The following is a 22,539-nucleotide window of genomic DNA, read 5'->3' on the forward strand; positions in this document are numbered from 1 at the left end:
GGTGGAACCTGGCCGGACGTGCGGGCCTTCATGCACAGTCAGGCTTACGGTGACGCGAAGCAGTACGTCGAATCGTTTAACTGGTCGGGTAGCGGAAAGAAGGTGCAGGCCGAAGTCCAGGCGTGGCTAAAGCCGCTGAGGGAAGAAGATAGCAAGCTTAGAGCAGCGGCAGCCCTGATTGCATTTGTGGCTCCGGATAGTTCGCCGTGGCTGAAGGCGCCCTCTGTCACGGACGTACCGAAGCCGGTGCTGCCCGCAGCTGCAGAAATGAGCGAGTCGGTCCTGACGCGGCTATTGACGAAGTTGACATCGCTTCCGTCCATTGTCGGAATTACGCTGCTGACCTATTCTCCAAAGTTGAACGACGGGGAAGACGAGGCGCTGAAAAAAATCCGCGAGCAGCAGCAAATCTATGCGCAACAAAAGAAGCTGGCGATTCCCGCTCCGCAGGTAAAGACCGTCGTCCTGGTCAATACGGTCACCAATGAGTGCAAGCCGCAGACGGAAATCAACAAACAGAACGGGGCGAAATGTGAGAACGATGGCTATATCCTCATGGAGAAGTCGCTCGGCTACAAGCGGCTTGTCGATCCGCCGAAGGGGCGCGGACTCGATGGCCTGTTCGAGAAGCAAGGCGACATGAGCATGCCGAACCCGATGCCGCAGATCGTGAGCGAGCCGCCGCCCGGAGGCAAGCTGGTGTTCATTCCCGAGCAGAAGAAGCCGCCCACGGCTCAATACAGGGCGCTCAATCCGGAGGCGGCGAGCGCGGTAGCCTATCCGCTGTTCGTGGTGTTCGAAGCAAAGCACATATCGAAGGGCTTCGATCCCGGCGATACTGAGGGCATCAAGAAAGAAACAAAACGGCGGCTGGGGGAAACCTGTGATGGCACGCAGATGAGCGAGCCGTGGACCGAAGAACGGATTCCGCAAGCGTTGAATCGAAGTGTGAAGAATGGAGATATGACTCGCCAACAACGGGATGGCAAAGAGCAGAAAATAGAAATTAGTGGGTATGCCCGCTGGATTTTCATCTGCTTACCCGGCCCAACTGGATCGTCGTCCAAGCTGTTTGTGTTGATTGATGTTGTGGGGGCCGGAATGAACCTTGAGAAGACTTCACAACCTGCACCGTCACAACCCGGCGATAACACGTTCTAGGAGTTTTGAGTGACTGACTTTAACAATACCCGGCGACAAAAATTTCTAAGTGAAAAAGATTACGTTGAAGAAGAATACGCCTATAGACATGGCATTCAATCGCGTTACGAATCTCTTGCCTCCGACAAGCCCAAAGGCCCCGGCGCTGATTCACGCCTTCGATGGGCGATAGCGTCGAAGAGTCTTCAACTGCTGTTGCTCAACTACACTGCAGGCCGCCCCATCGAAGAACTGAAAGTGCAATTGCCCGAGGTCATCGAGCGCTTCAACGTGTATGTTGCGCATGAGCTATCGCCGCGCAGCAAGAATCCACCCGAGAACGTCGCGGATACATTCGAAATCACCCAGCTTGACGCCTATGTGTATGTGTTCTGGCTGCTCGCGCTGTGCAAGCTACTGGGACGTCCAGAGTTCATTCCGACCGTCATGAATTGGGTGAACAAAACCTACGAGTTCAATCGTGGACGTGATGGCCTGTTCGAAAACGTGGTGCAGGCACTTACCGGTACCCATGTTGAAGCACCGCGCGTGGTGCTTCATGCCATGCCGTATCGCGCGCTCGCGAGTGCGACGGTAAGAGCGCCACAAGAGAGGCCCGCGTTGCTCAAGGAGTTTGTCGAGGGCTGGTACAAAGGTATGAAGCCGGCTTACTGGCATGGTGCGCACACGGACGGCCTCTACTTCGGTTACTGGTGCCTGGAAGCCGCGCTGGTGACGGTGCTATGGGACATTGACGACAGCAGCTATCGCGACAATCTCGTGTATCCAAAGGACCTTGTGGACTACGCGCGCCAGCAGCAAGCCGCCGCCCGCGCCGCCGACGCTCCAAAACCACACATCTCGCGTCGAACCGGCGAGCAATGCCCGCATGCTGGGCGCTGGGGTGTTCTCGAATCGCCGGGCGCGTTCGTCCAGGAGCGCTTCTTCAAGGAGGGCGACGTGTTCCCGGAGGGTATTGGCCGCGACCGTCAGGAAGGCCCTGTGACGTGGATCGTGATGTCCCGCGAAGATGGCGGCCCGACCCGCGAAGAGTGAGCGGATGGTTCTCTAAGGTCAATTTCGGCACCCGGACGCGGTGCCGTTTGTGTTTCGCCACCCAATCCAGGTGTCTGTTCGAGAGGGCGCGTGGGGATAGCCAATCCGTTGTTCGTTCTGTTCGAGGCAATGCACAATCAAACGGCTTCGATCCAGATGGGGCCGAAATGAAACTTTAAAAGCCTTCTGAGGCCGCTCCGTCGCAGTCCGATAGCAATACTTCAGAGAGCTTTGAGTGACAGACTTTAACAAGACCCGGCGACAAAAATTTCTAAGTGAAAAAGATTACCTTCAAGAGGAAGATGCCTACAAATTCGGCATTCAGTCGCGTTTTGAATCGCTAGCGTCGGACAAGCCCAAGGCCCCTAATGCTGATTCGCGCCATCGGTGGGCTATTGCGTCTGATAGCCTTGAAGCTCTGTTACTTGACTATACGGCAGGTCGGCCTATTGAGGACCTGAAAGCGCAGTTGCCGATAATCATTGAACGCTACGATGTCTATATTGCCAATGAGGTGTCACCTCGCAGCAAGAGCCCGCCCGAGAACGTGGCCGACACGCTGGAAATCACCCAACTCGATGCCTACGTGTACGTGTTCTGGTTACTGGCGTTGTGCCGGCTGCTGGGCCTTCCGGAATTCATTCCAACAGTGATCGGTTGGGTGGACAAAACCCACAAGTACAACCGGGGCCGCGATGGGCTGTTTGAAAATGTGGTGCACGCGCTGACGGGTACGCACGTGGAAGCACCGCGCGTGGTGCTTCATACCGTGCCGTATCGCGCGCTCGCGAGTGCGACGGTAAGGGCGCCACAAGAGAGGCCCGCACTGGTGAAGGAGTTTGTCGAAGGCTGGTACAAGGGCATGAAGCCAGCCTACTGGCATGGTGCACATACTGATGGCCTCTACTTCGGTTACTGGTGCCTGGAAGCCGCTCTGGTGACGGTGCTATGGGACATTGACGACAGCAGCTACCGCGACAATCTCGTGTATCCCAAAGACCTCGTGAACTACGCGCGCCAGCAGGCCGCCGCCCACGCCGCCGACGCTCCAAAACCACACATCTCGCCCATGACCAGCGAGAGTTGCCCCCCGTAAATATCACGCTGCGAGCCAGACACCCCCATCACACCCGGCCACCTGAAAACGACAAAGGGGCACGCCCGATTTATCACCGGGCGTGCCCCCAAAGCAACGTCGAAAGTATGGGAAGTTTGATTGAAGCGGCCTACAACTGCCGCCGCAACTCCGCCGGCGGCACCTTCATCAAATGCCGATATTTAGCCACCGTCCGCCGCGCAACCAGCACCCCCTGATCCGCCAGCATCTTCGCAAGCGTCACGTCAGACAGCGGATCGCGAGTATTCTCCGCGGCGATCATTTCCTTCAGCAGCGCGCGCACCGCGGCGGCCGAACAGGTGCCCCCGCTTTCGGTCCCGAGTTCGCGCGGGAAGAAATGCTTGAACTCGAAAATCCCCCGCGGCGTGGCCATATATTTGTTGCCGGTCGCGCGCGAGATCGTCGATTCATGGAGCCCGAGTTCTTCGGCGACGTCGCGCAACACCATCGGCTTCAGCGCAATTTCGCCGTACTGAAAGAACGCCTTCTGATGAGCGACGATGCATTCGGCCACCCGCTGAATCGTATCGAAGCGCTGCTGCGCATTGCGGATCAGCCAGCGCGCTTCCTGCAACTGCTGCGCGAGCGGCGAGCGGCTCGCACCGGCCGACTGCGCGAATAGCTGCGCGTACATCCGATGAATCCGCGCGCGTGGCTGCACCGCCGGATTAATCGACACGACCCATTTATTGCGCGCCTGGCGCACGATTACATCGGGCACCACGTAGTTGTCCTCGGTGCGTCCATAGCAATTGCCCGGCTTCGGATCGAGCTTGCGCACCAGTGCGCAAGCCACGCGCAATTCCTCCGCGCTACAGCCGATCTGCTTCTGCAATTCAGCCTGTTCGCGGCGTGCGAGCCGCTCCAGATGATGCTCGGCGATCTGCAGCGCGACGTCGCGTCCGGGCGTGTCGTCGGGCAACGCATGAATCTGCAGCGCGAGGCATTCGGACAGAGAGCGCGCGCCGAGTCCCGGACGATCGAGCGACTGCACGAGCCGCAACGCGACCAGCAGTTCCGCTTCAGTCAACGCGGGTTCGAGATCGACGCTGTCCGCCAGATCGGCGAGCGACTGACGCAGATAACCATCGTCGTCGAGTGCTTCGATGATGAAGCGCGCGACCGCGCGATCGCGGTCGTCGAGTCGATACAGACGCAGCGAGTCGTGCAGCTGCTCGCGCAAGGTCGGCTGCGAGCGCGCCCATTCGGCGGGATCGCTGCCGTCCGCGTCGCTGCTCTGGCGGGCCGAATTGCGGCCGCCGTAGTCGCCGGAGAAATCGGCCGGCATGTCGTCCGGGCCGCCGCTGTCGAGCGTATCGCTGGCCGAGGTTTCCGTCGGCAGCGTATCGGTTTCGCCCGCGGCGAGGGTATCGGCGGCGGGCAGCGCGCCGGTGTCGTCGGTCGGCGACGTGCCGGCGAGCGCCACGTCCTCCGTCTCCGACGAATCGTATTCGAGGAACGGATTCGTATCGAGCGCCGTGCGCAACTCCTGCTGAAACTCGAGCGCCGACAGTTGCAGGAGGCGCACCGACTGCTGAAGACGCGGCGTGAGCGCAAGAGACTGCCTTGTGCGTAGTTCGATAGAAGGCATGAAGTAGATCCCGTTCGTTAGTAGCCGATGGCTGAATCAGTCGAGTTCTTTCTTCAGAGCAACTGTCGTACCAGCTCGCGCAAAGTGCTGTTTTATTTAAGCTTTGTTACTTGACGCACATTGATTGAGCAGGCTTTCGCGGCCCGAATTTACAAATCATGCGCAAAATCCGGTCCCTTTCTTCACACCTCGCAGCCGTCACCGCGTACCCCTCGCAGTGCGCTATTCATCAGTTCAAAAGCCCCACGCAACCGGGGCTCCGCCCAGCGGCGGCCATCCCGCGAGAGCGCCGGGCACGATGCTTGCGGGATCACGCTGTGTGGACGGATGCCGGCCCGGACACAGCGTAACGCAGACTCCGCGAGTCTTCTGTGCGCTGCCGGGCCGACATCCGATGTCGAGAAACGGGCCCCTGACGGTACCGTAGCGGCAACGACCCCACGTGCGTCATCAGCGGTTCCGGCCGCGATCGGCCACCGGTAACAAGACCGCCATTTTTATCAACACCCGAAGGAGAAACCATGAAGACCATCCAGCTTCTGAAGACCGCGGGCAGCATCGCTGTCGTTGCATTCGCTCTGAACGCTAACGCGCAGACCACGACGCAGGCACCGTCGTCGGCATCGGAAAGCGTCGGCCAGCATATCGACGACGGCACGATCACGACCAAGGTGAAGGCGGACCTGCTCGCCGCGAAGAACGTCAAGTCGACGCATATCCATGTGAAGACCCGCAAGGGCGTGGTGTCGCTCACCGGTTCGGTGCCTTCGGCCGAAGATAGGAGCGCGGCGGAAGAAGTCGTGCAGAACGTGAAGGGCGTCGACAGCGTGAAGAATCATCTGAAGGTCAGCGCCGAGTAAATTAGCTCAGCGCTTAGCTCAACACGATAGCTTCATGCGACCGGTTCACGCCGGTCCGATCCGATGAAGAAAAAAGAGCTGGCATACAATGCCGGCTCTTTTTTTATGCTGCGTGCTTGCGTTAAAGAGGCCGCGCCTCGCGCGACGCGGCCCGTTGCGCTGCTTAACGCTTCATCGCCGCGTACTGGTCGCGCAGATCGCGCACCCGGTCATGGGTTTGCAGCACGCCGTGATATTGCCGCTCGACGATCGCCCGCACGTCGGCCGGCAGATCTTTTTCGAGCGCGTCGTGATAGCGCTTCTTCGCGACGTCCTCGCCCTTCTCGCACTCGGCGAGAATCTCGTGATCGCTGCGATCCGTCACCGCCGACTTCACATCGACCCAGCCGCGATGCAGCGCGCCGGTCATACTGCCGCCCGTTTCGGGTTTGCCGCCCAACGCCTGCACCGCGTCCTGCAGTTCACGCGCGCCGCGCGAGCAGTCTTCGGCATTACTGCGGAACATCGTCTTCAACTGTGCGTCGTGCGCGTCCTCGGCTGCCTTGAGAAAGCCCTTCTCGCCATCCTTCGACGTTTCGACCAGATCGTTCAATACGGAAACAACGTTGGTAGCCATTCAATACCTCCAAGGGTTCGTTCATCGCGGAATCCGCCGCACGAGGCCGGGTTAGTCCTGCGCGATGAAAAAGCTCTCATTCGCGGCGGGGTTCCTCAACTGCTCCGCATGACGCGTGCCTGCCGTGCATTTGTGCCGTGGTACTGCATCGAATCGCCCTGATCGCTACCTGTGGAGCGGATGTTCTTTCAACGACCGTGTCAATGCGCGCTGGCGCGACACGCGCGTTGATCCGTAGCAGCAGCGGAAAACCCCGTGGCTGCTGGATCGATGTCAATGGCATAGCGATTGCTTTCCCTACTCGTCTTGTCCGGCTCGCCGCGCATTAGGCGCGCGCCGCGAAACCGACCACGAAATAAACACGATCGAACCACGATCGGCAGGCAATAACGACAGGGAGAATCGCCATGAAAAAAACCGCCAGCATGAAATTTCTCGCGATGATCGCCATCGTGACCTCGGCCACGGTGATGCAGATCCGCGAGCACGTCGCGCCGCCCGACACCGTGCGGGCCGGTGAATCCAATTCGATGTCCGGCTGCACAGGCACGCACGGCGGCTTCACACCGGCCGCCTGCGAGCGGCTACGCGATGACCGGCAACCGGTCGAACAACGGAAGCCGGCGCACAACGAGCGGCACATCTGGGTGTAGCCGCAGCGCGCCAGTGCGCGCTATCGAGGCGAATACGCAGACCCGCGAATAGCAAACGGCCCGATCGAAATCGGGCCGTTTGCTATTCAATTGCTATTTATCCGCGAGCGTATGTTCCGCGCTCTGCGCTATCCGTCACGCGCGCTTCTCCGCAAACTCATTGAGCGGCTGCGGCGTCCTCAACGGATCGAAGTCCGCCCAGCGTCCCTGCTGCCAGCGTCCCGTCGCCTTTTCGATCGACACGCCGCCCGCTTCGCGCAACACCCGTGCGGCGTCGAGCTGATTGTCGGGCTCGACGTGCACGGCCACCAACACCCCGGAATCGCGCGTCTCCTGATGAAACGGCGAATGGTGTGCGCCTTGCTCCCGCTCGCGCGTGCCGGCCATCGCGCCGACCAGCGAGCCGACATACGCGCCGACCCCGGCCGCGATGATCGACACCAGCAGCGGCGCCGCGAACGCCGCGAAAATCCCGACCCCGACGATCGCGCCGATCACCGCGCCGATCGTCACGCCGAGCCCCGCCCCTTTGGGCGCCTTGCGCGCGGCCGGGTCGGTGCCGGTGTCGCCGCCGATCGGATAACGCGCATGCTGGCCACGCGGATTGACGAAAAACAGCGTGACGTCCTCTTCGACGAATCCTGCGTTGAACAGCTTCTGCGCCGCGGTTTCCGCAGCCGGGAAAGTGGTGAAGCGTGCTGCGACGATGAGTGACATAAGGCCTCCTTATCGTTTGTCGATGGCGTTCGCGGAGCATGCCGGCGCCGGTCGCGCGGCCGCAAAATCACACCGCACGCAACCCGCCCCAAACACGTGGCGGCGCTACGCCGTAGCGCCGCGATCCGGTTCCATGCCTTCCACTCTGAACAGTCCGCTATGCAACACTACGCCTTCTCCGTTGTTCTGGTCGAGCGCTTCCGCGCAGACCGAACGGATGCGCTGGCGGCCTTTGTCGAACGCGGCCAGCAACTCCGGTTCGAGCGCGGAATCCGCGCCGAAATGATCTTCCAGCGCCTCGGCGGTGATTGCGCAGACCACCGCCGCGCCGTCGACCCGCGCGAGGAAGCGCACGGTCAGATTGGCGCCGTCGAAGTCCGGTTTGTCGTCGGGGAAATTGATCTGCATAAGGGAGTCCTCATAGGCCGGCCGTGGCAGGATCGCGTTCATGACGAGCCCTTCATCGTGCCGGCAAGCTGCTGCGCCATCTCCAGGTGATGCTTGATGGTCGGCAGCGCCTTTTGCGCGGCGGCCTTCAGTTGCGAATCGGTGCCGCTCTGGCTTTGCTGCTGGAACAGATCGACCGCGCGCTGATGCGCTTCCACGCCGAGCTGCTCGACATAGGCCTGATCGAACGCGGTGCCCTTCAATCCCTGAAGCTTGCCGACCAGCGCGGAATCCTCCGCCGGTGTCGGTTTGAAGCCCTTCTTCGCGACCAGCGCGGCCATCTCGTGCGATAGCTTCGTGTGGTCGGCGATCATCTGTTGCGCGAACTTTTTCACGTGCGGATCGCGCGAATTTTTCAGCGCGATCTTGCCGGCGGCGATCTCGGTCGCGTCGGACTTCGACGCTTCGAGCACGAACTGCTGATCGGCCGGCGACAACTGCGTGCCGCTGACCGGCGCGGCGCTCGCGGGCGCATCGCTCGCCTGCGCGTGGGCGGTGTCGACCCATGCCGCGCTGCTGCCAAATGCGGCCAGCGCAGCCGTCAACACTTGTAGGGAATACCGGAATTTCATGCATTTTCTCCCTATGAATCCAGCGGCTCCGCGGCGCTTCCAAAGCGTGCTGCGTGCCCGTTCACCGAACGCGATTTGGGCGGATCAAGCCGCCTTGCGTTTCGACAGTTGCGCGATCAACGTCCGGTTGAACGCGGGCAAATCGTCGGGCTTGCGGCTCGAAATCAGATTGCCGTCCTCGACCACTTCGCGATCCACCCACGTGCCGCCCGCGTTGCGAATGTCGTCCTGCAAACTCGGCCAGCTCGTCACCGTGCGGCCGCTGATAATGCCCGCCGACACCGGCAGCCACGTGCCATGACAGATCACCGCGATCGGCTTTTTCGCGCTGTCCGCTGCTTTGACGAAGGCCTGCGCCTGCGGCAGCAGCCGGATCGCGTCGCCGTTCACCACGCCGCCCGGCAGCACCACCGCGTCGTAGTCGTCGGGTTTAGCGTTGTCGAAGGTCGCATCGACGTTCACCGCGTCGCCTTTGTCGACGTGTTTGAAGCCCTGAATCTTGCCGGGCTTCGCTGAAATCACATGGACCGTCGCGCCCGCGTCGGCGAGTGCGCGTTGCGGCTCGACCAGCTCCGCCTGCTCGAAGCCGTCAACCGCGAGTACCGCTACCTTGTAGCCCTTCAGTGCGTCTGTCATGCATGTTCTCCTGAGGACGGCGCCGACACTGCGCATTAGCCGTTGGCCTTGAAATGCGCGTCGTACAGCGCTGTCGATAAAGCGTGGATACGCAAAACCCGTGCCCGTCTTTTGCACGGGTTCGATGGCGAACGGCTATGCCGAGCCGGACCGCGCTGGATCGAGCGGCGGCTGATCGCGAAGCGCCTGGGATCCCTGACGATTACGCGAGCGTGCCGCGTGCACGTTTCGACGTGCCGGTAAAAGCAGCCGTCAGATGTCCGTTTCGTCCTCGCCCGCACGCTCTTCTTCGTCGGGCGGTAGCTGCGGATCGATCACGCGGTCCGTGTCGATGTCGCGATCGGGGTCCAGCGTCGAATCGCCATCGGCCGCGGCGCGCTCGCCGGTGCCGCTGCGATCGGTGTCGCTGCCGAGTTCGCTGTCGCCGGTTTCGAGCGCGTGGTTGTCGAGTTCGGTATCGATGTCGAACTCGTGACGCTTCGCGCCCGCGACGTCGCTGCCGCTATCGGACGAATCGCTCGGACCCAGCGTGCCGGTCGTGCCGGAGGTTTGCTTGACGGTCTGTTGCGGCTCTTCATCGGGATTCAAGGTGCTGCTCATGGAGTCGCCTCCCTGGTCGGTTGGTTAGCGGTTGGTTACCGGTTCGTTACGCCGAAGATGGCGCAAGGACCGTTCCGCCTGGTTCCACCTGCTTCCACCTGGTTGCGCTTGCATCGCCGCACCGCGCTCGCGGGGCTCACCGGATGTGCTGGGCATCGCCCTTGCTTCGTGCCGATCCATCATCGAACGCACACCGCTCCACGCCGGCGCGCCCCGAACCACGTTAGAAACTTCATCCGCAACGATGGCTACCGCGACTCGCACCCCATCCGCCGCCGTGAACGGCGCCGCCGCCGACACACCGATGCCGCCCGGCCTGCGTCACGCCGACGACAGCAAACCGGGCTACACGCGCAAGCGCGAACGCAACGGCTTCGTCTATTACGACACGAACGGCAAGCGCATCGTCGACAAGGACGTGATCCAACGGATCAATTCGCTGGCGATTCCACCGGCCTACGAACAGGTCTGGATCTGCCCCGACGCGCGCGGCCACGTTCAGGCGACCGGTCGCGATGCGCGGCGCCGCAAGCAGTATCGCTATCACCCGCAATGGCGCGAAACGCGCGACGCCGACAAATACGAGCGCCTTGCCGAGTTCGGCCGCGCGCTGCCGAGGATTCGCGCGAGCGTCGCCCGTGATCTGAAATTGCCGGGGATGCCGGGCGACAAGGTGATCGCCGCGGTCGTGCAATTGCTCGACACGACCCAGGTGCGGATCGGCAGTGTCGAATACGCGCGCGAAAATCAGTCGTACGGATTAACCACGCTGCGCAAGAAACACCTGAAGATCGAAGCCGGCCAATTGCGCTTCAGGTTTCGCGGCAAGAGCGGCATCGAGCACGACGTGACCGTCGACAATCCGCGCATCAAACGCATCGTGCAGCGCTGCGCGGAACTGCCGGGCCACGACCTGTTCCAGTATCTCGACGAAGACGGCGCGCGTCACACGGTCGGCTCGGCCGACATCAACGAGTACCTGCGCCGCGCGAGCGGCGCGGACTTCACCGCGAAGGACTACCGGACGTGGGCCGGCAGCGTGTTCGCGCTCGCGGCCTTGCGCAAGCTCGTGTGCGAAAGCGCGGCCGACGCGCGCCGCCATATCGTCGCGACCGTGAAGGACGTCGCGACGCTGCTGCGCAATACGCCGGCGGTGTGCCGGCGTTGCTACATCCATCCGGAGATCATCAGCGCGTTCGAAGCCGATCAATTGCAGAGCCTGATACCGGGGCAGTCGCGCCGCGGCCTGAAGGTGGATGAAGTCGCGTTGGCGATGCTGCTCGCGCAGGCGCAGAAACGCGCGGCTCGACTCGCCCGCGACGCTCGCGGCAAAGTGCGCAAACCGCCGGCCGGCGACAGCATCGATCGCTCGCTGACGGATTTGTTGAAGAAGTCGCGTGCGGTACGCAAGAACGTCGGCGCGGCGCAGGAGAAAACCGCTGCGCGCAATGTGCGCCGGGACAGCGACGTGCGTGCGCGACGAGCGCTTAAGGAAGGATCGGCAGAAGTGAAGCGCGCCGCACAGTGATGACGAAAATGCGGCGAAAACGCGACGAAAATGCGCCGCTCAGGTCACGCACACCCACGCGAAGGAGAGCCAACAGCTATTGACCCGCTCTCAAGCCTCTTCCTCGAACGCGGCCATCACGAGCCACACGTCGCGCTCGCCGTCGCGAATCTCGGCCGCCAGCGCATACGGATCGCCCGGCGAGCATACGCGCGCGAGCGCATGACGCGCGATCTCGCCGTTGTCGAATACACGTTCCGATAGCGGCCGCACTTCCTGCTTGCCTTCGAACATCGGTTGTTGCCGGCGATACACGAGCGTCTCGGCCTTCCAGCTACTGAAGCATTCGCGCACGTGCGCGAAGTCGCCGCCGCAGATGTTCGCCTGATAGTGAATCTTCTTAGCCACGATGATTCTCCCGACGCAGGCGCGCGCCACCGCCGGTATTGCGCGCCTGCTTCGAAGCTGCGTTACCGCCCAGCGTCACTGCCCTTTCGTATCGCTGCTTGCATTAGCACCGGGCGTATTCGTCGAATCGGTCATCGGCTTGCTTTTCGACTTCGAATTCGACATCTGATGCGGGTGCTGCTTCATCGTCTTCGAACCGGCGGCGCCGGTCGTGGGACCCGTCGCGCTCGTCGCGCCGGTCGCATTCGACGCGGGTTCGTTGCCGGCGGTCGGCGCGGCGGTGGCGGCGCCGTGCGCGTTGCCGCCGCCCGTGCCGCTGTTGCCGTTGCCGCCGCCCGCCTGCGCGAAGGCCGCGCCGGACATCGCGACACACGCCGCGACCAGCCATGCTTTCGGATAGGTATTCATCGATGCGCTCCGTGAAGTGAGGGGGATCGGATAGCTCCGGGCGATGCTGTTCGCGCCGGTGCCGCGGTCACTTTCGATCGAGCAAGGGTTATGCCCCGCGTCTGGTGGATCGCGAGTGTCGACGCTTCGCATCGATCGCATCGATCGCGCGACGCTCGTGGAATCGCTCCTCCATACAAGGGCGAAATGCGCGAGCGAAATAATTTCAAACCCGCTCGCATCCTTTACGCGAGCCTGCGCGCATCCGTGCATCACGCACATGCGCCGCTATCGTCGCGCCGACCGGCGACGGTCGATGGAACGGCCGTTGCTGAAGCGTCGATACACCAACCCTTCACAAGGAGTCCGATCATGATCAACCAGACCCAGACGCAAGGCGCCAGCATCGTCGGCAAAGGCGCGGCGACCGCGGAAGGCCCCGGCCCGGATGTGATGGCCGCCGCGACGCTCGATGGCAACAAGGTTATTAGCAGCGACGGCGAGGACATCGGCAAGATCAAGGACATCATGCTCGACGTGCGCTCGGGCCGGGTCGCCTACGCGGTGTTGTCGAGCGGCGGCTTTCTCGGCATCGGCGACAAGCTGCTCGCGATTCCCTGGCACGCGCTGACGCTCGATACCGAGGAAAAATGCTTCGTGCTAGGCATGACCGCCGAGCGCGTGAAGAACGCGCCGGGATTCGATAAGGACCACTGGCCAGCGATGGCCGACCAGACGTGGGCCACCTCCGTGCACCAGTACTACGGCAGCGAACCGTACTGGGGCGGTAGCGTCTACACCGAGCGCAACGATCTCGGCGTCGGCACGATTCCGCCGTCCGATGCGCCGGAAGCCGGTGGCGTGAAGCTTTAACCGCTCTAACCACTCAGGAGAAGCGCGATGGCGTCCCGCAAAAGCAGCAGCAAAACGAAACGCCCGGTGCCGGGCCGCAAGTCGGGACGCCCACCGCGCCAGCGGCATGCGCACGCGCATGCCGCGCATCGCGCGAAAACCGCGAAGGCCAACGGCGCTCACAGCACAAAGAAATGGTCGCATCACGTGATGGAAACCAGCGATGCGATGGATATCCAGAAAGATGTTTTCAAAACCGGCAGCGCGGAAGCGATCGCGCAATCGTTGAAACATTCGTCGACGGCGAGCCGGCGTCGCAAGGGCACGCCGTTTCAATCGGCGATGTCGATGCTGAATTTCTATATCAATCGCGCGGGCAGAAATCTGCCGAAGGAGCGTCGCGATACGTTGCAGAAGGCCAAGCGCAAACTGCGCGAAGCGTTCGGGCGCGAACCGCGTTAGCGCATCGAACCGCGCTCCCGTGATTCGCGGCCGCGCCGCGTGGCCCGCTTGCCCACCGAATCCCGGCCGGCCGAAACCGGCTGCCACGCGTGCGCAAGCCCGAGCGGAGCCGCTAGAATACGGCGCATCCCTGCCGCCGCGAGAGGCCCGATCCGATGACGCCGTCCGACGATTCACGCCCCGCCTCCCGCACCCGCGCCGCCGATGCGCTATTTGCGTTCCTCAAATCGCTGCCGCTCGGCGACCGGCTGATCGAGGGCGGTTTCATGGCCGTGCAGGCGGTCGCGGGCGCGAGCCTCGCGTTCGGCATCGGCCGCGCGCTGCACACCGAGCAGGCGTTCTGGGCCGCGATCACCGCGATCGCGGTCAGCCAGCACAGCTATGTCGACACCCGCAAGCTGTCGCGCGATCAGTTCATCGGCGCGATGGTCGGCGGCATCTGCGGGCTGATCGGCACGCTCGCGGGCGGCGGCCATTTCGCCGCCTATGCGGCGACGGTGGCGATCGCGATCATGATCTGCTGGGTCGTCAATGTCGGCAGCGCGGCGCGCCTGGGCGGCATCACCGCGACGATCATGCTGCTGGTGCCGGGCATCGGGCCGGCGTGGGACAAGGCGTTTTTGCGGCTCGCCGAAGTCACGCTCGGCACCGTTTGCGCGTTGTTGATCGCGCGGCTGATGGCGTCGATCGAGCGGCGCGCGTTCAGCAAGCCGGAGCAGTCCAAATAGGTTTGAGCGGCGGCACCCTGCACGCCAGCCGGATACGCGTGCCCCGCCATTTCACTCAGCTATCCGAACCATCCTGCGCGGGTGTGCGTCGCCGGTAACGCCCCGGCGTCACGCCGACGCTTTGCGCGAACGCCTTGCCGAACGCCGCCTCCGATTGATAACCGACCGTCTCGCCGATCTCGGCCACGCTGCGCTGCGTGCGCAACAGCAGATCGCAGGCGATCGTCATCCGGATCCGCGTGAGAAAGTCCATCACGGTCACGCCCGCGCGCTCGTTGAAGTGACGCGCGTAGGTCGCGCGCGACATCGCCGCGCGCTCGCCGAGTTCGGCGATTGTCCACGCGCGTTCGGGCGCATCGAGCATCGCCTGCACCGACGCGCCGAGCCGCGCGTCGGTCAAGAGCGCGAGCACCCCGGCGCTGTTCGCGTTGCGTTCGCCGTGCACGCGCAACGCCATCGCGAACAGCGCATGGCTCAACGCGGTGACGATCGCCAGCGCGCCCGGCTGACGCCGCTCCGCTTCGCCGCGCATCAACGCGATCAGCGTCTGCAACGCATCGAGCGCATGCGCGCCGCCGAGCGACACCTGTAGTGGATCGGGCAGCGCGTCGAGCAGCAGCGCGGACGAACCGGGCGCGTAGACGAAGCGGCCGCACAGCAGATCGACGTCCGCGTGGATCGCTGAGTCGCCATTCGCGCCATTCGCGCCGGCAGCGTCGTTACGCCTGAGCGGCAGCATCCCGTCATGCGCGCCCGTCACCGGGGCGCCGCCCGCCGAGCGCTCGATGTCGCGCACCCGATGCGCGGCGCCGCGCGGAAACAGCACGAAGTCGCCCGCCCGCATTTCCCGCTGCGCGCCGTCGACCGTCTCGATCACGCACGCGCCGTCGAGCACCAGGTGAAACGGCGCGACGCCCGCCTCCATCGGCGCGTGATCGATATCGAAGCCGCCCGACAGCAGGCAGCGCAGATCGAGGCTCGCTTGCGGGCGAGCGAGGTCGATCAAACGACTGAGTGTGTCCATGAGACGCTCGCGCTAGAAGTTGAGTCGGCCGAGTATTCAGGATATCGCCGCCGCGCGCAATACTCGCTTCACGACGCCGGCACCCGCCGGCGCGCAACGGACCAAGGAGCACTGCGATGTTGAACTGGATCGATTACCGCAAGGAACTGTTCGGCCGGATCGGCGAGATGTCGAAACTCGCGCCGGACAGCGTGAAGGCGTATCAGGCGATGTCGACCGCCGGTCAGAAGACCGACCTGCTCGGCGCGAAGACCCGCGAGTTGATCGCGCTCGCGGTCGCGGTCAGTCTGCGTTGTGACGGCTGTATCACCGTGCACACCGCCGAGGCGCTGAAGCACGGCGCGAGCCGCGAGGAAATCGCCGAAGCGCTCGGCGTCGCGATGGCGATCAACGCGGGCGCGACGCTGGTGTATTCGGCGCGGACGCTCGATGCGGTCGCCGCGCATACGCAGGCCGTCGCCTGAACGATGGATGCTGAGCCGCTTTGAAACTTTGAAATCCGGCTGCGGCAAGCTGATGGTTTGAGTTCGAACTGCCGCGCCGTATCGCCGGGTTTCAGATTCGGCGATACGGCGCGGCGCATCTTTCATCAGGATCACGTATCAATCGCGACGTCACCGCGCTCAGGCCTTAGAACTGAAAAGTCGTGCGCAAGCCGAGCACTGCTTCGTTGCCGATACGCAGCGACGGATTATCCGGCTGCGCAATGCCGGCCGGTATTGATGCGCGCCAACCCGGCTTGGGCGAGTTAGCGGCGAAGGAGCGGACCTGCGGCGACTATCTCGCGGAAAGGAGCCGCGCGAGCGGCTCTTTGCACACACTACCGATGCGCGCTCTACCGCGCGTCCGCAAGCTGCTGCCGCCGCTGCTCGCCCTGCCGCTCCAGCATCCATCCAGGATACTCGGACGGCAGCTTGCTGACTTCGGCGAGCTTCGCGAGTTCGGCATCGCCAAGCACGACCTCGGTCGCGGCGATATTGTCGTCGAGCTGCTCGACCTTCTTCGCGCCCACGATCACCGAACTGACCACGCGCTGATGCAGCAGCCACGCCAACGCGATCTGCGCGACCGATACCTTCTTCGCATCGGCGATCTCGCGCATCGCGTCGATGCAGTCGTACGCGCGCTCGCGCTCGACCGGCGGAAAATCGAAGCTGGTGCGCCGCGCGCCCGCCTCGGCCTGCTGCTCGCGCCCGTACTTGCCGCTCAGCAAACCGCCCGCGAGCGGACTCCACACCATCAGCCCAAGCCCTTCGCTTTGCAGCATCGGCACCAGTTCGCGTTCGAGATCGCGGCCGGCCAGCGTGTAATACGCCTGCAGCGTTTCGAAACGCGCGGTGCCCAAACGCTCGGCGATCCCAAGCGCCTTGACGATCTGCCACGCGGCCCAGTTCGATACCCCGACGTAGCGCACGTGGCCGTGCTGCACGAGCGTATCGAGCGCGCGGACGGTTTCCTCGATCGGCGTGGCCGGATCGAAGCCGTGGATCTGGTACAGGTCGACGTGATCGAGTTGCAGACGCTTCAGACTCGCCTTGATGCCGTCGAGGATGTGGTAGCGCGACGCGCCGCGCGCATTCGCGAACTCGCCGGTCTGGCCGAACACCTTGGTCGCGACCACGACCTTGTCGCGCGGCACCTTGAGGTTTTTCAGCGCCTGGCCGGTGATCTGCTCGGACAGGCCGCCCGCGTAGACGTCGGCGGTATCGATGAAGTTGATGCCCGCGTCGAGCGCCCGGCCGACCAGCCGCTCGGCGTCGTTCTGCTGCAGATCGCCGATCTGCCGCCAGATGCCTTCGCCGCCGCCGAAGGTCATCGTGCCTAAACAAAGCTCTGAAACAAACACGCCCGTACTGCCCAACTGGTTGTATCGCATCGTCGACGCTCCATCGTGGGTGAAGTCAGTGAACAGAATCGCCAAGCGTACTGCAATCGACGAAGTCCGGCAGCGCGCCGCTTGCCAGCTTCGGCGCATACCGCTCGACGCATGGCAAAAATTGCCGCCGCGTGCCGGGCCCTTTCCAGCAGCCCCGTAAAAACTACGAATTCCCGCAGTAATCCCGCAGGAATGCCAGGCAAAACGCGACGCGCGAACATGGCGAAAACCTGCGAGACTGAGCCACTATCGCGCGTCGCTCGAAACGGAACCGACCATCGCGTTCCGAGCGGCCGCGCGTCTCTGGATATGACAGGCGGCGCCCCCATTTAGACGAGCATGACTTCGGCCAAGAAGACCTCCGCCGCCCTCGACGCGGCGCCCCGCCCGCGCAAAGCGCGCTCGACCACGCGCGCGGTGCGCGCCGCCGCGCCGGCGCTGCAATCGCCTCAACGGCTGCAACCGCCCCAAACCCACGCACTCGACGGCTTCCACCCCGCGGTCGCCGGCTGGTTCCTGAAGACCTTCCCCGCCCCGACCGACGCACAAACCGCCGCATGGCCCGAAATCCGCCGCGGCCGCTCGACGCTGGTCGCCGCGCCGACCGGCTCCGGCAAGACGCTGACCGCGTTCCTGTCCGCGCTGAACGATCTCGTCTTGCAAGGCCTCGCGAACGGCGGCGCGCTGCCGGACGAAACGCTGATGGTCTATGTGTCGCCGCTCAAGGCGCTGTCCAACGACATCCGCCTGAACCTGCAACTCCCGCTGCAAGGAATCGCCGCCGAACTCGACGCGCTCGGCCTGCCGCCGCTCGACATCCGCACCGCCGTGCGAACCGGCGACACCACCCAGCAGGAACGCAACGCGCTGAAAAAGCGCGCGCCGCACATTCTCGTGACGACGCCCGAATCGCTATATGTGCTGCTCGGCTCGGACTCGGGCCGGCGCATGCTGGCGACGGTGCGCACGGTGATCGTCGATGAAATCCATGCGCTCGCGGGCGGCAAGCGCGGCAGTCACCTCGCGCTCAGCCTCGAACGGCTCGATGCGTTGTGCGGGCGGCCGCTGCCGCGCATCGGTTTGTCGGCGACGCAAAAGCCGGTCAGCGCGGTCGCGCGCTTTCTGGTCGGCGGCGCCAGCATCGACAGCGGCGAGCCGGCCGACTGCGCGGTAATCGACGTCGGCCACGTCCGCGCGCGCGATCTCGCGCTCGAAATCCCGCCGGTGCCGCTCGAAGCGGTAATGGCCAACGAGGTCTGGGAGCGCGTGTACGACCGCCTCGCCGAACTGGTCGCGCAGCATCGCACCACGCTGATCTTCGTCAACACGCGGCGTATGGCCGAGCGCGCCGCGCGTCATCTGACCGAGCGGCTCGGCAAGGAGGCGGTCGCCGCGCATCACGGCAGCCTCGCGAAAGAACATCGCTTCGACGCCGAACAGCGCCTGAAGCGCGGCGAGTTGCGGGTGCTGATTGCGACCGCGTCGCTGGAACTGGGCATCGATATCGGCGACGTCGATCTGGTCTGCCAGATGGGTTCGCCGCGCGCGATCGCGCCGTTTTTGCAGCGCGTCGGCCGCTCCGGGCACCAGGTCGGCGGGCTGCCGAAGGGGCGGCTGTTTCCGGCCTCGCGCGACGATCTGCTCGAATGCGCGGCGCTGCTCGACTGCGTGCGGCGCGGCGAACTCGACGCGCTGCGCATCCCGCGCGCGCCGCTCGACGTGCTCGCGCAGCAGATCGTCGCCGAGGTGTCGAGCGCCGAATGGAGCGAGGACGCGCTGTTCGCGATGCTGCGGCGCGCGGCGCCGTATGCGGAATTGACCCGCGAGCAGTACGACGCGGTGCTGCGGATGCTCGCCGAGGGCTACACCAGCCGCCAGGGTCCGCGCGCCGCGTACGTGCATCGCGACGCGGTCAGCGGCACGCTGCGCGGCCGGCGCGGCGGCAAGCTGGTGGCCGTGACCTCGGGCGGCACGATTCCCGAGAACGCCGACTACGCCGTTGTGCTCGAACCGCAGGCGCTCAACATCGGCACCGTCAACGAGGACTTCGCGGTCGAGAGTCTGGCCGGCGACGTGTTCCAGCTCGGCAACGCGTCGTACCGGATTCTGCGGATCGAGAGCGGCCGCGTGCGGGTCGAGGATGCGCAGGGGCAGCCGCCGAATATTCCGTTCTGGCTCGGCGAGGCGCCGGGGCGCAGCGATGAGTTGTCGTTCGCGGTCGCGCGGCTGCGCGAGCAGGTGGAGGCGTTGCTGGTGGAGCCGGGGTCCGGGCAAGTGACGCCGGCGGCACAACCGCCCGTGCGCAGAGGCCGCAATAAAGCGAAGGCGGCTGTTACCGCAGACAACACGCAAACCGTGGCGGAGTCTGCAACCGCGATTACCCCGTCTGTCGCGAACGGAACCGCACCCGCCGCCCCGCGCCTGGACCACGCGATCGGCTGGCTCGTCGAACACCTTGCGCTCGACGAAGCCGCCGCGCGCCAGATCGTCGAATATCTCGCGCGCGCCCGCGCGGCGCTCGGCGTGCTGCCGACGCAGAACACGCTGGTGATGGAGCGCTTCTTCGACGAATCCGGCGGCACCCAGCTGGTGATCCACTCGCCGTTCGGCAGCCGCGTGAACCGCGCTTGGGGTCTCGCGCTGCGCAAGCGCTTCTGCCGCAGCTTCAACTTCGAACTGCAGGCGGCCGCGACCGAGGACGCGATCGTGCTGTCACTGACCGGCAGCCATTCGTTCGTGCTCGACGACGTATGGCGCTATCTGCACTCGAACAGCGCCGAGCATCTGCTGATCCAGGCGCTGCTCGACGCGCCGCTGTTCGGCGTGCGCTGGCGCTGGAACGCGACCACCTCGCTCGGCCTGCCGCGCTACACCGGGGGGCGCAAGACCGCGCCGCAACTGCAACGGATGCGCAGCGAAGATCTGCTCGCGCATGTGTTTCCGGAACAGGCGGCGTGCCTGGAGAACGTGGTCGGCGAACGCGAGGTCCCGCATCATCCATTAGTTGACCAAACCGTCGACGACTGCCTGCACGACGCGATGGACAGCGAACGCTGGCTCGCGCTGCTGCGCCGGATCGAACAGGGCGGCGTGCGGCTGGTCGCGCGCGATCTGCCGGCGCCGTCGCCGCTGGCCGCCGAAATCCTCACCGCGAAGCCGTACGCGTATCTCGACGACGCGCCGATCGAGGAGCGCCGTACCCAGGCGGTGCTGAACCGTCGCTGGACCGATCCGGCGAGCGCCGACGATCTCGGCGCGCTCGATGCCGCCGCGATCGACAGCGTGCGCGACGAAGCGTGGCCGCAGGCGCGCAACGCCGACGAGATGCATGAAGCGCTGACCGGCCTCGCGTGCATCAGCGACGCCGAGGCGAGTGCGCACGAGGACTGGCCGGCGCTGCTGGCGGCGCTCGCGCAAAGCGGGCGCGCGACGCGGCTGACGCTGGGCGGCGGAGCCAATGCCAATGCCGGGGCTCGCGCTAGTGCTGCGCCCGGTGCTACTACCGCAGCGAGTACCGGTGCCGTCGCCGAAACCACTGCGGCGATGGACGCTGATAGCAGTCCCGAAGCCGCCACCGCCCTCTGGCTGCCCGCCGAACGCCTGACCAGCTTCGAAGCGCTCTACCCCTCGTTCCCACGCACCCGCTACACCCCGCGCCTCACCGCCCCGAAGGGCTACACCGACAGCTGGACCGCCGACGACGCCCTCATCGACATCCTGCGCGCGCGCCTGACCGGCTTCGGCCCGCTCACGGTCGACGCAATCGCGCGCCCGCTCGCGCTGCCCGCCGGCCAGGTCGAACGCGCGCTGATCCGCCTCGAAACCGAAGGCTATCTGCTGCGCGGCCGCTTCACGCCGCACGCCGACACCGAGCAATGGTGCGAGCGTCACCTGCTCGCCCGCATCCACCGTTACACGGTCAAGCGGCTGCGGCGCGAGATCGAGCCGGTCGAACGACACGACTTCATGCGCTTCCTGTTCGAGTGGCAGCATCTGACGCCCGCCACGCGCGCCGAAGGCCGCGACGCGCTCGCCGCCGCGCTGGACCAGCTCGAAGGCTTCCAGGCCGCGGCCGGCGCGTGGGAGGAAGACATCCTGCCGGCCCGCGTGCGCGCCTATGCAAATAGTTCGCTCGACGAACTATGCCGCGCCGGCAAGATCGTCTGGACCCGCCTGAGCGAGCGCAACCGCGGCGCCGCCGGCCCGATCCGCAGCACGCCGATCGTGCTGCTGCCGCGCGCGCAGTTACGCGCGTGGCGCGCGCTGCTCGATCCGGCGCGACAGATCGAGTTGTCCGCGCTCGCGCAAAGCGTGTACGACACGCTCGCGCAACACGGCGCGATGTTCTTCGATGAACTGCTCGCCGAAGTCCGCGTATTGCGGATGGAACTCGAAAACGCGCTCGGCGAACTCGTCGCCGCCGGGCTCGCGAACTCCGACAGCTTCGCGGGCCTGCGCGCGCTGCTCAAGCCGGTCGCCAAACGCAATGCGTTCGGCGGCGGCAACCGGCGCGCGCGTTCCAGCGCACTGATCGGCGGGATGGACGACGCCGGCCGCTGGGCCCTCGTGAGCCGCCCCGCCGCGACCGCCGTCACCGCCGCGGAAAACATGCCCGCGCGCCACCAGTTACCGCCCGAAGTGCTCGAACACATCGCGATGACGTTGCTGCGCCGCTACGGCGTGGTGTTCTGGCGCGTACTCGAACGCGAGGCGCAATGGCTGCCGCCGTGGCGCGATCTACTGCGCGTGCTGCAACGGCTCGAAGCGCGCGGCGTGATTCGCGGCGGGCGCTTCATCAACGGTCTGGCCGGCGAGCAGTTCGCGCTGCCCGAGGCGATTCCGCTGCTGCGCGAGGTGCGCCGCCATCCGCACGACGGCGCGTTGATCTGCGTCGCCGGCACCGATCCGTTGAATCTCGCGGGCACGTTGCTCACTGGAGATAAAGTACCGGCCGTCGCGGGCAACCGCGTGCTGTATCGCGACGGCGTGGTCGCGGCGACGCTGGTGGCCGGCAAATTCAGCTTCGACGCGACGCTCGACGCCGCTCCGGCCGAACGGGAGAAGGCCCGCGCATTGCTGGCGCGCCGCTTCTAGGCGCGCGGCGCCGGCGCTGCCAACGCCGGCGGTTGCGGCCAGTCGGGACGCGGCGCGCCTAAGTCACGGTAGCGGCCGACGCCGGAGCGGGTATACCCTTCAGAACCCGGCGCTGCCAGCCGTTAAACCGCATTAATGTTTCTTTCGCCGAACTGTGCCGCTTCGATACAATGAGGCAAATCCAATTTTGTATGAG

22 protein-coding genes are annotated in these 22,539 nt (G+C 64.6%); 11 read left to right on the forward strand and 11 right to left on the reverse strand.

Annotated elements, in window-relative coordinates; translation table 11 throughout:
* From BTH42_RS27715 to BTH42_RS27725, 3 genes are all read left to right on the forward strand, one after another.
* Positions 1-1,161: hypothetical protein (locus BTH42_RS27715; RefSeq protein ID WP_305954808.1), on the forward strand; the 1,161-nt coding region annotated here is incomplete at its 5' end.
* A gap of 9 nt (positions 1,162-1,170) precedes the next feature.
* A complete protein-coding gene (locus BTH42_RS27720) occupies positions 1,171-2,196 on the forward strand; it encodes a PoNe immunity protein domain-containing protein (protein ID WP_075304375.1) in 1,026 nt (341 codons plus the stop codon).
* Between the two features lie 235 nt (positions 2,197-2,431).
* A complete protein-coding gene (locus tag BTH42_RS27725; protein ID WP_075304376.1) occupies positions 2,432-3,292 on the forward strand; it encodes a PoNe immunity protein domain-containing protein in 861 nt (286 codons plus the stop codon).
* 130 nt (positions 3,293-3,422) lie between these two features.
* Here the strand turns inward: BTH42_RS27725 and BTH42_RS27730 are convergent, their stop codons facing one another.
* The gene (locus BTH42_RS27730; RefSeq protein WP_075304377.1) at positions 3,423-4,904 is read right to left on the reverse strand and encodes an RNA polymerase factor sigma-54; all 1,482 of its coding nucleotides are present in this window, start codon (positions 4,902-4,904) and stop codon (positions 3,423-3,425) included.
* Between the two features lie 521 nt (positions 4,905-5,425).
* Here BTH42_RS27730 and BTH42_RS27735 point away from each other — a divergent pair.
* Positions 5,426-5,764: a BON domain-containing protein gene (locus BTH42_RS27735; protein WP_075304378.1), complete on the forward strand. Its 339-nt coding sequence runs from the start codon at positions 5,426-5,428 to the stop codon at positions 5,762-5,764.
* A gap of 163 nt (positions 5,765-5,927) precedes the next feature.
* Here BTH42_RS27735 and BTH42_RS27740 read toward each other — a convergent pair whose 3' ends face one another.
* Positions 5,928-6,380 carry a PA2169 family four-helix-bundle protein gene (locus BTH42_RS27740; protein WP_075304379.1) on the reverse strand — a complete coding sequence of 151 codons (453 nt, stop codon included), beginning with the start codon at positions 6,378-6,380 and terminating at the stop codon, positions 5,928-5,930.
* 407 nt (positions 6,381-6,787) lie between these two features.
* Between BTH42_RS27740 and BTH42_RS27745 the strand changes: the two genes are divergently transcribed.
* Positions 6,788-7,033: a hypothetical protein gene (locus BTH42_RS27745; protein WP_075304380.1), complete on the forward strand. Its 246-nt coding sequence runs from the start codon at positions 6,788-6,790 to the stop codon at positions 7,031-7,033.
* Between the two features lie 135 nt (positions 7,034-7,168).
* Here BTH42_RS27745 and BTH42_RS27750 read toward each other — a convergent pair whose 3' ends face one another.
* The 5 genes from BTH42_RS27750 to BTH42_RS27770 form a co-directional block, all read right to left on the reverse strand.
* The gene (locus BTH42_RS27750; RefSeq protein WP_075304381.1) at positions 7,169-7,750 is read right to left on the reverse strand and encodes a hypothetical protein; all 582 of its coding nucleotides are present in this window, start codon (positions 7,748-7,750) and stop codon (positions 7,169-7,171) included.
* 105 nt (positions 7,751-7,855) lie between these two features.
* A complete protein-coding gene (locus BTH42_RS27755; protein WP_075304382.1) occupies positions 7,856-8,200 on the reverse strand; it encodes a DUF1488 domain-containing protein in 345 nt (114 codons plus the stop codon).
* A complete protein-coding gene (locus BTH42_RS27760) occupies positions 8,197-8,769 on the reverse strand; it encodes a DUF4142 domain-containing protein (protein WP_075304383.1) in 573 nt (190 codons plus the stop codon). Before BTH42_RS27760 ends, BTH42_RS27755 begins: the two co-directional genes overlap by 4 nt.
* An 84-nt stretch (positions 8,770-8,853) precedes the next feature.
* On the reverse strand, positions 8,854-9,405 hold the full coding sequence (locus BTH42_RS27765) for a type 1 glutamine amidotransferase domain-containing protein (RefSeq protein WP_075304384.1): 552 nt from the start codon (positions 9,403-9,405) through the stop codon (positions 8,854-8,856).
* Between the two features lie 252 nt (positions 9,406-9,657).
* On the reverse strand, positions 9,658-10,005 hold the full coding sequence (locus BTH42_RS27770; RefSeq protein WP_075304385.1) for a chemotaxis protein: 348 nt from the start codon (positions 10,003-10,005) through the stop codon (positions 9,658-9,660).
* 244 nt (positions 10,006-10,249) lie between these two features.
* Between BTH42_RS27770 and BTH42_RS27775 the strand changes: the two genes are divergently transcribed.
* Positions 10,250-11,533: a DNA topoisomerase IB gene (locus tag BTH42_RS27775; protein WP_075304386.1), complete on the forward strand. Its 1,284-nt coding sequence runs from the start codon at positions 10,250-10,252 to the stop codon at positions 11,531-11,533.
* Positions 11,534-11,623: 90 nt separating this feature from the next.
* Here BTH42_RS27775 and BTH42_RS27780 read toward each other — a convergent pair whose 3' ends face one another.
* Positions 11,624-11,920, reverse strand: coding sequence for a hypothetical protein (locus BTH42_RS27780; RefSeq protein ID WP_075304453.1), 297 nt, complete (start codon positions 11,918-11,920; stop codon positions 11,624-11,626).
* A 75-nt stretch (positions 11,921-11,995) separates the two neighbouring features.
* Positions 11,996-12,328, reverse strand: a complete 333-nt coding sequence (locus tag BTH42_RS27785) for a hypothetical protein (RefSeq protein WP_075304387.1) — start codon at positions 12,326-12,328, stop codon at positions 11,996-11,998.
* 351 nt (positions 12,329-12,679) lie between these two features.
* On the opposite strand from BTH42_RS27785, the gene BTH42_RS27790 reads away from it, so the two are divergent.
* The 3 genes from BTH42_RS27790 (at position 12,680) to BTH42_RS27800 (ending at position 14,349) form a co-directional block, all read left to right on the forward strand.
* Positions 12,680-13,180 (forward strand): PRC-barrel domain-containing protein, encoded by a 501-nt coding sequence (locus BTH42_RS27790; RefSeq protein ID WP_075304388.1) that lies wholly within the window; start codon positions 12,680-12,682, stop codon positions 13,178-13,180.
* 27 nt (positions 13,181-13,207) lie between these two features.
* Positions 13,208-13,621 (forward strand): DUF3175 domain-containing protein, encoded by a 414-nt coding sequence (locus BTH42_RS27795; RefSeq protein WP_075304389.1) that lies wholly within the window; start codon positions 13,208-13,210, stop codon positions 13,619-13,621.
* A 155-nt stretch (positions 13,622-13,776) separates the two neighbouring features.
* Entirely contained in the window at positions 13,777-14,349 is a 573-nt protein-coding gene (locus tag BTH42_RS27800) for an aromatic acid exporter family protein (protein WP_075304390.1), read from the forward strand.
* Between the two features lie 55 nt (positions 14,350-14,404).
* On the opposite strand, the gene BTH42_RS27805 is transcribed toward BTH42_RS27800, so the two are convergent.
* Entirely contained in the window at positions 14,405-15,373 is a 969-nt protein-coding gene (locus BTH42_RS27805) for an AraC family transcriptional regulator (protein WP_075304391.1), read from the reverse strand.
* A gap of 116 nt (positions 15,374-15,489) precedes the next feature.
* Between BTH42_RS27805 and BTH42_RS27810 the strand changes: the two genes are divergently transcribed.
* Positions 15,490-15,837: a carboxymuconolactone decarboxylase family protein gene (locus BTH42_RS27810; RefSeq protein ID WP_075304392.1), complete on the forward strand. Its 348-nt coding sequence runs from the start codon at positions 15,490-15,492 to the stop codon at positions 15,835-15,837.
* A 371-nt stretch (positions 15,838-16,208) separates the two neighbouring features.
* Here BTH42_RS27810 and BTH42_RS27815 read toward each other — a convergent pair whose 3' ends face one another.
* On the reverse strand, positions 16,209-17,249 hold the full coding sequence (locus BTH42_RS27815) for an aldo/keto reductase (protein WP_075304393.1): 1,041 nt from the start codon (positions 17,247-17,249) through the stop codon (positions 16,209-16,211).
* A 339-nt stretch (positions 17,250-17,588) separates the two neighbouring features.
* On the opposite strand from BTH42_RS27815, the gene BTH42_RS27820 reads away from it, so the two are divergent.
* Positions 17,589-22,343, forward strand: coding sequence for a DEAD/DEAH box helicase (locus BTH42_RS27820; RefSeq protein WP_075304394.1), 4,755 nt, complete (start codon positions 17,589-17,591; stop codon positions 22,341-22,343).
* Positions 22,344-22,539: the final 196 nt, after the last annotated feature.

Origin of the sequence: Burkholderia sp. SRS-W-2-2016 (assembly GCF_001931485.1) — a bacterium.
Lineage (GTDB): Bacteria > Pseudomonadota > Gammaproteobacteria > Burkholderiales > Burkholderiaceae > Paraburkholderia.